Annotated in this window: 11 protein-coding genes; all 11 read left to right on the top strand. The window is 47.0% G+C overall.

Going from position 1 to position 15988, the window contains the following annotated elements:
* The first annotated feature begins 29 nt into the window (after positions 1–29).
* The 11 genes from MKY82_RS16685 (at position 30) to MKY82_RS16635 (ending at position 15959) form a co-directional block, all read left to right on the top strand.
* On the top strand, positions 30–1184 hold the full coding sequence (locus MKY82_RS16685) for an RND transporter (protein ID WP_339293875.1): 1155 nt from the start codon (positions 30–32) through the stop codon (positions 1182–1184).
* 37 nt (positions 1185–1221) lie between these two features.
* A complete protein-coding gene (locus tag MKY82_RS16680; RefSeq protein WP_339293874.1) occupies positions 1222–2559 on the top strand; it encodes an extracellular solute-binding protein in 1338 nt (445 codons plus the stop codon).
* A gap of 86 nt (positions 2560–2645) precedes the next feature.
* On the top strand, positions 2646–5570 hold the full coding sequence (locus MKY82_RS16675) for a hypothetical protein (RefSeq protein WP_339293873.1): 2925 nt from the start codon (positions 2646–2648) through the stop codon (positions 5568–5570).
* Between the two features lie 264 nt (positions 5571–5834).
* Positions 5835–6530 (top strand): response regulator transcription factor, encoded by a 696-nt coding sequence (locus MKY82_RS16670; RefSeq protein WP_339293872.1) that lies wholly within the window; start codon positions 5835–5837, stop codon positions 6528–6530.
* Positions 6523–7629: a HAMP domain-containing sensor histidine kinase gene (locus tag MKY82_RS16665; RefSeq protein WP_339293871.1), complete on the top strand. Its 1107-nt coding sequence runs from the start codon at positions 6523–6525 to the stop codon at positions 7627–7629. The genes MKY82_RS16670 and MKY82_RS16665 overlap by 8 nt, the downstream gene beginning before the upstream one ends.
* Before the next feature lie 42 nt (positions 7630–7671).
* A complete protein-coding gene (locus tag MKY82_RS16660) occupies positions 7672–8361 on the top strand; it encodes a copper amine oxidase N-terminal domain-containing protein (protein ID WP_233354938.1) in 690 nt (229 codons plus the stop codon).
* Between the two features lie 502 nt (positions 8362–8863).
* On the top strand, positions 8864–9424 hold the full coding sequence (locus tag MKY82_RS16655; protein WP_194542769.1) for an XRE family transcriptional regulator: 561 nt from the start codon (positions 8864–8866) through the stop codon (positions 9422–9424).
* Positions 9425–9630: 206 nt separating this feature from the next.
* Complete coding sequence (locus MKY82_RS16650) at positions 9631–10863, top strand: MFS transporter (protein ID WP_339293870.1); 1233 nt, start codon at positions 9631–9633, stop codon at positions 10861–10863.
* Between the two features lie 5 nt (positions 10864–10868).
* Entirely contained in the window at positions 10869–11300 is a 432-nt protein-coding gene (locus tag MKY82_RS16645; RefSeq protein ID WP_339293869.1) for a universal stress protein, read from the top strand.
* Between the two features lie 328 nt (positions 11301–11628).
* Positions 11629–13641 carry a family 20 glycosylhydrolase gene (locus tag MKY82_RS16640; RefSeq protein WP_339293868.1) on the top strand — a complete coding sequence of 671 codons (2013 nt, stop codon included), beginning with the start codon at positions 11629–11631 and terminating at the stop codon, positions 13639–13641.
* Positions 13560–15959 carry an S-layer homology domain-containing protein gene (locus tag MKY82_RS16635; RefSeq protein ID WP_339296620.1) on the top strand — a complete coding sequence of 800 codons (2400 nt, stop codon included), beginning with the start codon at positions 13560–13562 and terminating at the stop codon, positions 15957–15959. Before MKY82_RS16640 ends, MKY82_RS16635 begins: the two co-directional genes overlap by 82 nt.
* Positions 15960–15988 lie beyond the last annotated feature (29 nt).

The following is a 15988-nucleotide window of genomic DNA, read 5'->3' as shown; positions in this document are numbered from 1 at the left end:
GACGTTTTTTTAGGAGGAGAAGAAAGGATATGGAGCTTGGAAAAGGGTTAGCTGACCAAAGACGAAAGCGAATCCTTCAAATCGTGTTCATGGGTTTTATGGGGGTGCTGCTGCTGTTTACATTGTTCAGTAACACGCTGCAGTCGTTGACCTTGCCCAAGGTGACCACGGAACAGCCGAAACAGGGAGGCATTGAGCTATCGATCGCGGGAAGCGGAATACTTCAGCCGATCGCCGAAGCCAAACTATCCAGTTCAAACGACTGGAAGGCTCAGCAGATTTACGTAAAAGAAGGTGAACGTGTTAAGAAGGGACAGAAACTTATCGCTTATGACAACGTAGCGGCAAGACAAGAAATCGAACTTGAAGTAACGAATTTGGAAAAGCAGAGGATTGAGCAGCAAAATCTTCAGGATCAGTTTATTCAATCTTCCATTGAGGAAGATGAGCTTAAACTGCGCAGCGCGAAACGTGAAATTGAAAAAGGGAAACTCGATATCGCTGCGCAAGAACGCAAGATCAACGAGATGAAAGAACGACTGGCAAAAGAACAGATGCTTACCGCTCCCTTTAACGGTATTGTAACGAAGCTGAATGCAATTGAAGGACTTGCATCTGCAGGGGAGCCGGATGTCATTGTCGCGAATAGCAGTCAGGGTTATAGGTTTGACGTTGATGCGGATGCAGAGCGATTGTCTAGTATTGGGATATCCATTGGAGAGCGGATCGAGGTAGAGGTCCACACAGATAAAGAGCAGCAAACCAGTGTCATAGAAGGTGTAATTGAAGAAATCATCAATGCGGAACCGATAATTGAGGGGGCTACCGAAGGAACGGGATCGCTAACCGTCCCTCAAAAGAGAATTCGTATTAAACTCATCGATGCCAAGCTGAAGGGAGGTGAGCAGGCTCGTATTAACATCGAGAAAAGCTCTCTCGATCATGGGCTGCTTGTTTCTAATGAAGCTGTTCATCAGGACCGGGAAGGCATGTACGTTTTTGTAGTCGAAGAGCAGCCGGGTGCACTCGGTAACGTTTTTGTTGCCCGAAAAGTCAACATCAAATTCAGCGAGCGGAATGACAAAGAAACGATGATCCAAACGGATAGCATTTATGAACAAGATAAGATCATTCTGAAGAGCAGCGAGCCTCTGCAGGATGGCAACCGAATTCGCTTGGAATAGGCGTTGTGTACAGAACATATCAGGAGGGAATTATACGATGAAAAAATGGCATTTACTTATTTCTATGGGAGCTTTAATCGCGAGTTTAACCGCTTGCGGGTCAGGAGAAGGCGGGAACGCGGATAAGCCCGCAACGAAAGAGGGAAAAACGGTGCTTACCCTGTCACTGACAGAGTCGACTCCGTTCTATCAAACGCTGGAAAAAAAGTTCGAAGAGAAATACCCGGATATCGACCTGCAGATCCATGCATATAAAAGCATGGGTGAACAATGGGGACCTGGGGAATTCGAGAAGTATCGTACTGCAACGAATACAGCCATGTTATCAGGAAACGGGATGGATATCATTGAAGTTGGCGGCTTGCCTGTTAAAGAATATGTGAGCAAAGGCTTCCTACTCAATATGAATGATTTGCTGGAGCAAGATCAGACACTCCATAAAGATGATTTGCAAATGAATATTTTGGACGGTCTGAAACTGAATGACGGGGTGTATACCATCCCTTTGGGATACTCCTTGAGAGTATTGGTTGGTAATGGGGACATGCTGGGCAAAGCTAATGTGACGTTCGATGATAAAACCTGGGATTGGAAGGAGTTCCAGAAGGTTTCGAAAGAAGTGATCCGTAAGGCAAAGGAGAACGGTACCCCTGAGGTTTATGCAATGGCGTCCTATCCGCCGGAATACCTCTTCCAAGAGATGCTCTATGAAAACTACGCTGCATTTGTTGAACCTTCCGCCAAAAAGGCATTGTTCGACTCTCCGGAATTTGTGGATTTGCTTCAGCAAGCGATGAAAATGAATGATGAGAAGATCATAACCGCTAACGAGGCACAGCCGGGTCATCAATTGTTCAGTTCAACCCCGATTAGGTCACCGCTTGATTTCATCGACGTCCCTTATATGCTGTTTGATCATCCAAAGATCATGCTGTTACCCCGAGCGGGAGAAACCGCGCAAAAAGGAGCGCGAGTCTTTACTTCAACCCAGTTCGCGATTCATGCCAAATCGCCAGCACAAGAAGAAGCTTGGAAGTTTATTTCCTTCCTATTGTCTGAAGAAGCACAATTACTGCAGGAAAGAGAAGGGTTCTCGATGCTTAAATCCGTGAATGAAAAGCTGATCAGTGACCTTCAGGAAAAGGTGGGGAGCGGCGACTATAAGCTTCCGAATGGGCAGCCGGCCAAAGTACCCGACGAACAATTCAACGTGTTTAAACAAATGGTTCAGTCCGCGGATCAATACGTGGATCTGGACAGTAAAGTGATATCGATTGCGGGTGAAGAGTCCATGGCGTACTTCAGCGGGCAGAAAACTGCAGAAGAAGTGGCAAAGCTGATCCAGAACCGAGTCACCACCTATTTAAACGAATAGGTAGATCATACCGGAAGCAGCTCACTTTTGTGCGCTGCTTCCTATTTCACAGAAAGAGAGAAAGCCAAATACAGGGAGGTACATTTATGCACAGGCAAAAAAAGACATGCATAGCAATGATGCTATGCGCTGCGATGTTAAGTCAATCGTTTGTCTTTGACGCATACGGGACATCCGCAGCTGATTCGTCTGTTTCCAAATCAGCTTCAGGCGCATCTATGTTCACACTGGATAAACTCGGCTCGGTCACATTGAAGCAGAGCGTTAGTGTGAAGCTGACGGATATGAATATTTCTGTTCATCCTGACGGGAATATTCTCACGTATACACTTCGTTACAGTAATAATAGTGGCAGTAGAGTAGATCTATTCGATTATTTTTCCAAGCTTTCAACCCCGAGTGGCGCCATCATAAAAGGAAAAGTTGTTACGAGTGATGCTGGTAAAAGAACGTTGCCTGCGAATAGCAGTCAATCCGTGACGTACTATGTGAACATTGGACGATCGGCACAGGTAAACGGAATGAAGGTTTCCATGTTCGGATGGGATTTTAGCAGCGTCACTTATGAGAAGAAGCTGGGAGGTTTCACGATTCCGGCTCAGTACTCATCTGTAGTCCCTGTAGGCAAGAGCAAGAAGATGAAGATGAATAATATTTCAGTTACGGCCAAGGCAGATACGGTACAGAGGTATAAAATCAACGGAAAAGTATATATAAAGTTGGGCATGAAGCTCTCGAATGGAGGAACCAAGGTGCTTAGCGATCCAGGATATAAAGCATATCTAAAATCGGCTGGCGGCTCGATATTTGAACTCTTGCCTGAATCGTCTAGCACTGGCTACAAGCTCCAGCCTCAGGAAAGCAGAACCATCTACTACTGGACGGAAATTCCTTCCACGATGAAGACCCGTGGCATGACGCTGCAGCTGGCTCAGGAAGACGAAACCTTGAAAATGCATCTTCCGGTGCAAACGTTCAAACTTCCTGCGGCAGCTTCGGATATCGCCGTGGCTAAGGGCAAAAGCGCAAGATGGATGATGAAACAGCAGCTTGTTACGGTCAAGGCAGAAAAAATGCAGCAAATGAAACATAATGGGAAAGTGTATTTAAGAGTGGGGGTCAATTATGCAAACGGAGGTAAGAAGGTGCTAAGTGATCCTGGATATAAAGTGCAACTGAAGTCTGCCGGCGGCTCGGTATTCGACCTTGTGCCTGAGGACGAAACAGGAGTCAGCTTCAAGATTCAGCCAGGGCAGAAGCGAACCATTTATTATCTGGCAGAGGTTCCGTCCAAACTCAAAACCGACAATATGACGATGCAATTCATGCAGGAAGATGAAGCTTTAAAAATGACGCTGCCAGTAAAAACCTTCAAGCTGCCTTTCGTTACGGCTGATGTGCCTGCGGCGGATTATGCCGTCAAAAAAATATCCGTTAATCACCTTATGATTGAAACGCAGTTGAAAAGTGCTTCCGTATATGCTGAGAACGATACCGGGAAATGGAGCCTACAATTCCGAGTTAAAAATCTTGGCGAAAAATCATTGAAGCTGCCGGCTTATGAGCTTTCCATCCAGACGAATGAAGGCTACAGCATCCCGGTGAATGCGAAGGCACTTGCCAATGTTACGCTGAAGCCGTTAGAAGAAAAGCTGATTGATCTCCGTGCAGATGTACCATTGCACATGAAACAGAATATGTTGCAGCTGCAATTAACGGAGCCTGCGGTGGAGGGGAAGATCAGCTTCCCGACAGCCCGCTATAATATCCCCTATGCTCAGGAAGGCAGAAGCCATCTGGGCTCAGAGAATATCATCGAGAACGATCATGGCACATTCGGTGTAAAGCTGAGTTCATACCAGCGGCTGCCTTGGGGAGATGGGGATCAGATTGCAGCTCGAATCAGCATTCGTAACACCAAAGCGTTAACCGTACAGCTGCCGGAACTCAAAGCCCAAGTTAAGGCTGATATGCGAGACCTCAGCAGTACAGCTCAAATCGTGATACCGAATGATCAGACGACGCTGGCGCCTAATGAAACCGTAGAGCTGTATGTACTTGCCAATGTGCCCTATTCCTATAATTTCAATCAATTACGCATTGAGCTTCAAGAAAGTTCAGGAGAGGACGTCACGAGATTTCTGTCGCTAAATACCCGAGCGGTCAACAATGTGGTGAACCAGGTTGCTGCAGGTGATTCTTATCTGATCCATACGCCGGGCAAGAAAGCGGAGGTCCGTGAACGAATGAGTACCGTGTATCAGGACAGCAGCTCCAATTTGTTATACACGGAACTGGAGATGGCCAGTCAGGAAACACGTCAATCCATGCAGGCGCAGCTGGTGGCTTATTACAAAACATCGGACAACGAGTATTATGAGGCAGAGGTCAATCAATCGTCCGTCAAGACAAGCCCGAAAGGAAAAAATCTGGTGACCGTTTGGAGCAAGCTTCCGCTGAATGTGAATACTTCACAGCTTGTATTGTATGTCGGCGAAGGTGTATCAGGCGGAAAGCTGACCGATCTGGAGGAAGTATCAACGGAAGTTATTGGATCGATCAATACAGTGGGATTAGCGCTTAGCCCTAGAGCTATCCAACCAGCAACGAATCTAGGGAATGTGGAATTGTTTCCTTATAAACTCTCCATTACGAGAGGAGAAGCTAGACTTAGTGAAGGAAAAGACATGCTCAAAACCGTTATTCATTATAATCTCATAAGGAATGGCGATTACGAGACAGGTGAATATGAACATAAACTCATTATGGAGATGATTGACCCGACCGGACAATCTACGGAGAAGACATTAACACTCGGCACCGATTTGTCCATCGGCAGCAATAAATCATACTCCATTACAGTGAATAACAATTTCCGTAAAAATGTAAGCGGAGGGGGAGTTCGCATCAATCTGTATGATGAGTTCCAAGGGCGGAGAATGCTGATCGGAAGCCAGTCGTATCCGATTATTTATGAAGAGAATCAGGCGAACAAGTCGGATAGCGATTAAATACGATCTAGACACAGGTAGATAGAGGGTAGCACCCCTGAAGAAGGAAGGCTATATTCGGGGGTGTTTTTGAACCCTTTCTTTCAGTTTGCAACTGTAACTTTAATAACTCTTTAAGAATTCTAAAAGGATTCTTAAGATATTCCGCTTAGACTGGTATAGTCGGGAGGTGCTTTACAAGCTGTTGGATTGAATTACTGAACCCTCTTGCTTGTAGTCTCAAGTTTCAATAATGTTGCAAAGTGAACGAAGAGGATGGATACCATGAAGCGGATTACAATTCTTATTGCGGACGATGAGCCGGAAATTGCGGACCTGATTGAGCTTCACTTAAAAAAAGAAGGCTATGATGTCCTTAAAGCGGAGGACGGGCAGGAGGCGGTACAAGCAGCTCAAACGCATTCCATCGATCTGGCGATACTGGATATTATGATGCCCAAGCTGGATGGTTATGAAGTCATCAGGCAAATTCGGGAACAGAATCACATGCCGATTATATTTTTGAGCGCCAAAACGTCCGATCTTGATAAAATTGCCGGGCTGGTGAGAGGCGCAGACGATTATATGACCAAGCCCTTCAACCCGATGGAGCTGATCGCGCGCGTGAATGCCCACCTTCGCCGTTATATGCAAATGAGCCAACCGATGATTTCCGGCAAACCCGCGCTGGAAGCGGGAGGGGTGGTCATTTACCCCGATCAGCGGATGGTGACCCTGTACGGCGAAACGATCGAGCTGACGCCCAAAGAATTTGACATATTGCTCTTACTGGCCAGTTACCCAAAAAAGGTGTTTAGTACGGAAAATATATTCCAGCACGTATGGGGCGAGGCCTACTTTGAAACAAGCAATACGGTTATGGTGCATATTCGGACCTTGCGGAAAAAGCTGCATGAAGATACGAACAAAAACAAGCTGATCAAAACGGTTTGGGGGGTAGGCTATACGTTTAATGGCTAATTTGATACAAAGCTTCCGCTCCAAAATGATTGCGCTCTTTGGCTTAAGCATGCTCTTATCCGGCATCATCATGTTCGCACTATACAAAATTCTGCAATATTATTACCGAACTCAGGTTAAATTCGAGGATCCGCTGGCTTATGTCCGTTTGTTCATAAGAACGGTCGGGGACATTAATTTTTTCCTGATATTTTTTATCCCGTTGGCGGTCTTTTTTTTCTTTCTGCTTACGAAGCCTTATGTGGCTTATTTTAATGAAATTTCTGCGGGGATTCGGCATCTCGCCAACGGCGATTTTGACAAGCGGGTTTCGATTGCGACCCGGGACGAATTCGGGGATATCGCAGCGGATATCAATCTGACCGGGGAGATGCTCAAGCAAGCGGTGGCGAGGGGAGATTTTGCCGAGAGCAGCAAAGATCAACTGATACTGAATTTGGCCCATGATTTGCGTACGCCGCTCACTTCCGTTATCGGTTATCTGGATTTCATTCTTAGGGACGAGTTATTGACCAAAGAACAGGTTCGGCATTATACGGGCATTGCTTTCGCGAAGTCGAAGCGCCTGGAGAAGCTGATCGACGAATTGTTCGAAATCACGAGAATGAATTACGGTATGCTGCCAGTCGAAAAACGACCCATCGATTTAAGCGAGCTGCTGACGCAGTTAAGCGAAGAATTACTTCCGGTTTTTGAGAAAAACAAACTGAAGGCCCGATTGCACGTTACTCCGCATCTGATCATTTCGGGCGATGGCGACTTGCTGGCACGCGTGTTTGAGAATTTGCTGACCAATGCGATTCGTTACGGCAACGACGGTCAATTTGTAGATATTCATGCTTTCCTTGAAGCTGAAGTAGCGGTAGTTCAGGTGATCAACTTTGGCGACCGCATCCAGCCGAACGAACTGCCGCATCTATTCGACATGTTTTATACCGGCGATAAATCCCGGATTCATCGGGAGGGCAGCACAGGCCTTGGCTTATTTATCTCGAAAAATATCGTGATGCAGCATCATGGAACGATCACGGCCGACAGCAGCTTGATTCGTACAGTTTTTGAAGTACGACTGCCGCGAGGCATGCAAATACCTGAATAAAAAATGGTATGACCGACTATGGAAGGGGGCATAGAGGGCGATTTGCGAAAATATGTATGGGTATGGATATGGTTCGGTTTGTTAGCTGTGATCGGTTTGGCCGCTTACGGCGCAAGCTCCTCGATTGACTTCCTGTCATCCGGGAAATTTGAGATTAACGGTAAAACCGTCCGGCTTCCTGTAATTAACTACAACGGAAACATCTACGTCCCGCTTCGCCTGGTAGGGGAAGAAATGCATTCCGAAGTTTATTATGATGAGAACAAGGAATTAATCTCGATCAAGCAGCAAAGCTTAGCATTCGATGAACAAATAGAGGCACCCGTTCCGTCCATTGCTTATGAGAACGAGTACAAGGATGGTACCGTATGGATGCAGGAGATACCGCTGCTGCAGGGAAGCTCTTGCTGGAATGGATGCCTGGAAGTAAACGATCCGGTAGATCAATGGGTGTCTGAAGCCCGGTATCCGCCCGTTAGCGTGAAGCCTGGCTCAAATATTGTCATAACTTATCCGGCTGGATTGGAGCCTGACGGATTGAAAATATTCAACGTCTTAGATTCGGGCAACGGCACAGAGCAGTATGTTGAAATGATGATGGTTAATCATCGAGTACAGCTGCCAACGGAACTGGGGGTATATACCATCTTGGTTAATTCGGACTGGGAGACAGGATATACCTCGTATGCTTTTGTTATACATATTACTGACCGCGATGATCTAGGCGATTAATCTCGAACAAGAAACTTCAGCCAATACGTCGGAGAGTTATGTTTCAAAATTAAAAGTCTAAAACCCCCGTCATGTTTTTATGACGGAGGTTTATTCATTTAAGAGTATGATTATGATAGGAATCGATTGTGGCAAACACGCAATTGTGACAGATGCCGAGGGACAAGAACATATCCGATTACCGATTAGATAAGTAGGGGAGGAAGGGTATGCAACCGCAAGCATCATAGTGCTTTGCTTGATTCGGGATGATCAATATGTTTGGATTGGCGTATTACTTACTCTAATGTTCAAAAGTTCACAAAAATATATTATTTCACTATCGATGATGGCTTTATCTATATCATTGTTGAAACCGCCCTTTTATTAAACTAACGGGCAGATTACATAGACGTCAGAATTTTGCATAGGAGTGTAGACTACCATCAAATACTAATCATATGGAAAAGAGTCTAAATAAACAATATACTAGCTATAAAGTATTAGTTGAGGTGAATTTTAAATGGATGAAGTCGATGAATCAAAACAAATGGTATTACAAATCGGCGGTGCCTTGAAAAAGTACAGAAAAGAAAAAAACATGACCTTAGACGACTTAGCGGAATTAACTGGTGTAAGCAAACTTACGCTGGGAAATATCGAACGTGGCGAGACAAATCCGACTTTGGCAATTATATGGAAAATTTCAAAAGGCATATCTTTACCGCTATTGGCTTTGTTCAGATCAGATAACCCTGTTAGTTTGTATCGAGCAAGCGAAGGATTACGGTTTTCTAATGATGAAAAAAATTGGGTCATTGAACCAGTCTTTAAAAGCAACGATATTGAAATGTGTCGGGCATACCTACAGCCAAATAGTTCGTATCACCCCGAAGGTCATCATGTGAATACAACTGAAATCGCGACAGTAATGACTGGCTCCATTGAAATTCAAGTCAATGAAGAGATTTATACATTGAATCAATATGATACGATCAGTTTTCGTGCAGATTGTCCTCACTCTTATACCAATCGTACGAATAGCGAAACGGTGCTCCATATATCCTTAAAATATGGTTTCTAACAGTCGAAAATCCACTTAATAAATACAACTCCGAATCCATGGCGGGAATTCAGAGTTGTATTTTTATTGTTTAGACGATACTTTGTATATTTTAAAATATTTATTGTTAAATTTAATATATTATAATATACTTTTATTGTTCGCGCGGATGTTATTCTCATATAGAAACAAATCATTAGTATGAATTCTGGAAGGAGAAAAGAAGAATGCCGAAAAAACATAATAAAAAATTCGTGCAATCCTCTATAGGGCTGATCATTCTCGGCATTATTGTTATTGCAGCTAATTTACGTACTCCCTTAACCTCAGTCGGTCCTTTAGTGAGTCTTATAAGGGATGACGTTCATATTTCAAATACATTAGCAGGCCTGATCACAACGGTACCCTTGCTCGCCTTTGCTTTATTATCGTCTCTTGTACCAAAATTAGGACGAAGATATGGGGTAGAGCGTATCATTTTGATTGCCCTAATCTTTCTGACTGCAGGTATTGTAATACGTTCATTATCTGGCGCAGTTAATCTGTTTATTGGGACAGCAGTTCTTGGATTCGCAATTGCCGTATGTAATGTATTATTGCCAAGTATAATCAAAAGGGACTTCCCAGATAAAATTGGCTCCATGACAGGTGTTTACTCCATTTCAATGAATTTATGTGGAGCAATCGCATCGGGAATCAGTGTTCCTCTAGCCGTGAACGCAGGTCTAAAATGGCAGGGAGCATTGGGAATATGGGGGATTTTAAGCTTTGTATCGATCCTCTGTTGGCTACCCCAATTAAGAAATCAAGCGAAGGAAACAGCCACGACAAGTCAAAGGATGGTCAGCTACGATGTAAATGTTTGGCGATCCCCGCTTGCCTGGCAAGTAACCTTGTTTATGGGTATACAGTCCATGGTTTTCTATGTGTTGATCGCTTGGTTGCCTGAAATTTTAAAGCAGCAAGGAATTGACTCCAACCAATCAGGATGGTACCTCTCGATCATGCAGTTAGCGATGCTTCCATTTACCTTTATTGTTCCCGTTATTGCCGGGCGCATGTCTAGTCAACGTTTGTTAGTGGTCATCACAACCATTTTGCTATTGACGGGAACGCTCGGACTTCTTTACGGAAGCTCCAATATCATTCTGTTGTGGATCATCCTACTTGGAATTGGTGGAGGTTTCGCCTTTAGTTTGTCGATGATGTTTTTCGGGTTACGTACTGAAAATGCGCATCAAGCAGCGGAACTATCTGGCATGGCCCAATCGATCGGATATCTTCTTGCCGCAATCGGTCCTGTCCTTATAGGATATCTGCATGATGCGACAAATAGTTGGAATCTGCCACTTTTCATTCTGCTTGGCGCTTCGGTCTTACTCTTTTTAGTTGGTATAGGAGCAGCAAGAAACCGTTTTGTAGGTAGCCGAACTAGTTACGAGCTGCCACGGAAAGGATGATAAATATGTTTGACAAAATTATGGTGGCCATTGATAAAGCTGAAATAACAACCAAACTCCTCGATGCAACCGTTGAAATAGTCCGAAACAAACAAACTCAAGTTACCTTGGTTAATGTCATCCAGGAATATGTGCCGAATGGCATGACATATGTACCAGAGAATTTCTTGGAAGATATATTGAACGAAATGGAGAAAGCTAGTTTGGAACAATTGCAACAAGCCAAATCAAAATTACAATCTGCAGGGATTAACTCAGAAACAGTTCATCTTAAGGGAGATCCTGCACATGAAATATTAAAGTATGCAAGGGATGCCGAACAGCAACTTATTATTATCGGAAGTCGTGGGCTAACGGGCATAAAAGAAATGATGCTTGGTAGTGTCAGCCACAAGGTTTCACAGCTATCAAGTTGCCCAGTCCTCATTGTACATTAACTCCTTCGGAACTGCAGAGATGATGCATTGTTATAATAACGGGATACGTGCAGCGGCATTTTAGGATATTTGTGTCCTACAATGCCGCTGTTTCTATATCCTTTAGCTGCTCAAATGCTGACGGCACCAGATATGATCGAAATGCTGGCATGCTTAGCCTTGATTCACCGTAGAAGGCCAAATGTCCACATTTGTATATGGAATGTAAACACATGTATATCGATGCTTCATTGCCCTCTACTTATAATGAAGTTGCCGCAGCAAATAGCATGGAAGGTCATGCGGGTTGCATGTGGTAATTCGTGCAAATTAAACAGGAGGGATATTCGTGGGTTTACGGCAGAGGGTTATTTTTTTAGTCATTTTTGTTACCGCTTTCATAATGGTGACCACCCTTTGGGAGATGTCCAATGCCGCAACAGGGAATTTGGCTCTAGGGAAAACGGCTTATTCGTCGTCGAACGAAGTGGATTATTTCGGGCCTGAGAAAGCGGTCGATGGGGGCACCGAAAATGCAAGCCGCTGGTCTTCGGAAAGAACGGACGATCAGTGGTTTTACGTTGATCTGGGCGATCCTGTTGAAATCGGAAGAGTCATCATCAACTGGCAGACTCCGGCGGAGCAATATCAAATTCTCGTATCCGACGATGCGGTATCCTGGCGGAACGTATTCGCGGACAACCGCGTGCTCGCCGCGTCCGGGCCGGGTGAAGATACGATCGATTTCGAGCCGACAGTGGCGCAATACGTCAAGTTTCAAGGGGAGACGCGACGTCCTATTGAGGGCATTTATTACGGATACTCCTTCTGGGAATTCGAGGTATACAAAGGCAGACCGCAACTGCAGCCAATCATGGACGCGGTGAAAAACAGCATCGTCGTCTCCGAAGGGGATACCCTGCTGAATCTGCCCGCTGTACCGGAAGGTTATACGCTGACGCTGGTGAACACGGACAGCTTGCCGGTGATCGACGTGCAGGGCAATATTCATGCGCCGCTTGTCGATACTCAGGTTCAGCTGCTGCTGCAAATCCAGAGCGACAGCGATCCGACATATCTCTTAACGGATAATGCGCTCGTCACCGTACCCGGTCTCTACGAGCAGACGAGCGATCGGAACCCGGAGCCGCGCGTCATTCCTTCTTTGCGTGAGTGGCTGGGCGCAGCCGGCGAGTTCCGCTTGTCGGACAAATCCAAAATCGTCATTCGCGCAGGTGATGAAGCGGCTCTGCGGGGGACAGCTGACATTTTGCAGCAGGACTTATTGGATTTAACGAAGTTGTCACTGACAGTTGAGGTTGGTTTTCCTCAAGAGGGAGATATCTATTTGATGCTGGATGCCGCGCAAGCGGGATTAGGGAAAGAGGGATATGAGCTGAATATCGGCGAGTATGCTTCTGTTGCTGCGTCCGAGCAGACGGGAGTCATGTTCGGCACGAGAACGATTTTGCAGCTGCTCGGCCACGCTGCCGATCATAAGGCGATGCCTAAGGGGCAATCGCGCGATTATCCTAAATACCCAGATCGGGGCTTTATGCTCGATGTGGGCCGCAAGTTTTATACGATCGAGTTTTTGCAGGACTATGTCAAGCTGATGTCCTACTATAAGATGAACCGGTTCCAGATTCACCTGAACGATGATGTCGGCGATGTCGGTTACTTCCGTCTGGAGAGCGAGAAATTTCCGGGAGTGACGAGCAAGGACGGCTATTATACGAAGCAGCAATTCAGAGACCTGCAGCTGCTTGGGATGGAATACGGCGTAAACGTCGTGCCGGAAATTGATACGCCGGGCCACTCCGGCGCGTTCATCGCTTACGATTCTCGACTGGGCAGCAACAATCAGCTGGATATCAATCGTCCAGAGACGCTCGACTTCATTAAAACACTCTTTGACGAGTATCTCGACGGCAGCAATCCGACCTTCGTCGGCCCGGATGTGCATGTCGGCACGGATGAATATTTCGGCGACGACAAGGAGGCGTTCCGCAGGTACGTGGATATGCTCCTTAACCACATTAACAGCAAAGGCAAACGCGCCCGTCTATGGGGCAGTCTGTCCGCATACGACGGCACGACGCCGGTCAGCAACCATGCGACGATGGACATCTGGTATGAGCCGTACGGAAGCGCTCAGCAGGCCGTGGAGCTCGGCTACGATATTATCAATACCAATACGAATTTGCTATACATCGTTCCGCAGCTGTACCGCAGCTATTTGAATTTCGATTTTATTTACAACGAGTGGGAGCCTAACGATTGGCTGGAGACGAAGCTTCCCCTTATGCGCATCCGCAGGTCAAAGGCGGCATGTTCGCGCTCTGGAACGATGTATCCGTAGAGAAAGGCGTATCCATGGCGGACTCGCATCAGCGGATCTTGCCTTCCATGCAAGTGCTGGCGGAGAAGCTGTGGAGAGGCAATCGCATCGATCGGAACTTCGCAAGCTTCCAGGCGGATGCCGCAAAGTACGTGGACCCGCCGGGTGTTCATCAGTCACACAAGCTTCAAATCGACAATGAGCGGCATCTCGTGCTGGATTATACCTTCGACGAAGGCTTCGCGGACCGTTCGGGGAACGGCTTTGACGGCAACGCGGTGAATGCAGGCACAGAGAAGGGAATCTTTGGTCAAGCCGTGAGGCTAAACGGCGGGGCCAGCTACGTGGAAACCCCGCTTCGCACGCTTGGTTTCGGCTGGACGATGTCCATGTGGTTCAAACCGGACGCTGACAACCCGCAAGGAGTTGTGCTGCTGGAATCTCCGGACGGACAGCTGAAATACAACATTGGGGGCAGCGGTAAAATCGCCATCACAAAAGAAAATTACGTCAGCGAATTCAATTATAAGCTGCCGACCGATCGCTGGACCCATGTCATTATGATCGGCGACGACACGGGGACCTCCATCTTCATTAACGGCAGTGAATATACGGCGACTCTCAAAGACGGCTCCAAGCTGGAAACATTCGTTCTGCCGGTAGCCAAAATCGGCAGCGAAACGAATGCTTTTAAAGGCTTGATTGACGAACTCATCGTAAGGAACACCTACTTGGACCTGCATGGAAATCTGGCTTTGCATAAGCAAGCTGAATCCTCAGAGCCGGAATCCTCGTCCTACACGGCGGATAAAGCGGTGGACGGCAGAGGGGATACCAGATGGTCGAGCGATTGGGTGGACGATACCTGGTTCATGGTGGATCTAGGTGAAGTGAAGTACATTGATGCGGTATCTATTTTGTGGCAAACGGCTTATGGTTCGAAGTACCGCATTCTCGTGTCAGAGGACAAGGAGAACTGGACGAACGTTGTGAAAGACAACAACGGGGAGATTAACGGAAAGCCGGGACGAGTCGTGACTACCTTCCAGAGCACTCCAGCCAGATACGTGAAGTTCGAAGGCGTGTCCAGAGCTACTATGTTCGGCTATTCCTTTGAGGAATTTGAAGTGTACGGCGAGGAATATAAACTCGGCAATCTACGGCCGATTATCGACCTGTTGACGGCTATCGAGGCCGACAAGCTTGTGGAGGACAATTACTCTCCCGAGGGCTGGGCACAGCTTCAGCAAGCGATTGGGCAAGCGACTGCGGCTATTCAAACCGCCCAGCTGTCTCGTCCTGAGGCCGAACAGGCGTATGCAACGCTGAGCGTTGCGCGTGATCGTCTAACGATCGAAGACGTAATGGGTCTGATCGAGCTTAATGTAAACGGAAGTATCACATCCAACCTTTACCTCCCGCAGAAAGGGCAGCTCGGTACGCGCATCGTCTGGAGCAGTTCAAAACCCGACTACCTGAATGCGAATGGACAGTTGTTGAAACGTCCGTCAAGCGGGTCAGGCGAAATGGAGGTCGTGCTGACCGCGACGATCAGCAAGGGAGCTGCATCCGCGGAGAAAACGTTCAAGATCAAAATCAAAGCGCTGCCTAGCTCCGGTGGCGGAGGATGGGTTCCGACTCCAGTAACTCCAGGTCCGGAAAAAGGCCAAAACGGCGGTTCAAATCCGGGTGGCGGAGATCCAGGCAATGGCAATGAGAACGGGAGCGGCAATGAGAACGGCAGCGGCAATGGCGGGGAGTCCGGCAGATCGACAACCGTTCGGCTTAACGATATTGCGAGCCATTGGGCAGAAGCGTCTATCAAACGGGCGGTTGAGCTTGGATTCGTAGCGGGCTACACCGATAAGACGTTCAAGCCGAATAAGACGGTCAGCAGAGACGAATTCGTCGTCATGCTGGTCAAAGCGTTGAAGCTGCAAGGTGCGAACAGTTCGCTAGACTTCGCGGACGCAGGTTCGATTCAAACCTGGGCGAAGCCTTATATTGCGCAAGCCTTGGAATCCGGCCTGATCAGCGGCTATGCGGATGGGACATTCCGACCAAAGGTTTCGATCAGTCGAGCAGAACTGGCAGCAATGATTGTTCGCGGCTTGGGTCTGAAGACTGCGGAAGGGCATGAGCTCTCTTACGCGGACGCGGATCAAATCCCAGCTTGGGCGAAGCCGTACGTGGCAGCAGCCCAGGAGGCGGGAGTGATGAACGGTCGCGGGGACAACCGGTTCGCGGCTGCCGCCTCGGCGACGAGAGCTGAAGCAGTGACCGTTATTCTGAATATGCTTGATGCGCTTGCGGAGTTGAAGGAACAGGAGCAGAACTAATTATGCAAAGAAAGAGAGCGTGAGATTAG

This window comes from Paenibacillus sp. FSL W7-1279 (genome assembly GCF_037969845.1).
GTDB lineage: Bacteria > Bacillota > Bacilli > Paenibacillales > Paenibacillaceae > Paenibacillus_AQ.
Note: the sequence above shows the minus strand (reverse complement) of the source record. Positions and strands in the feature narration are given on the sequence as shown.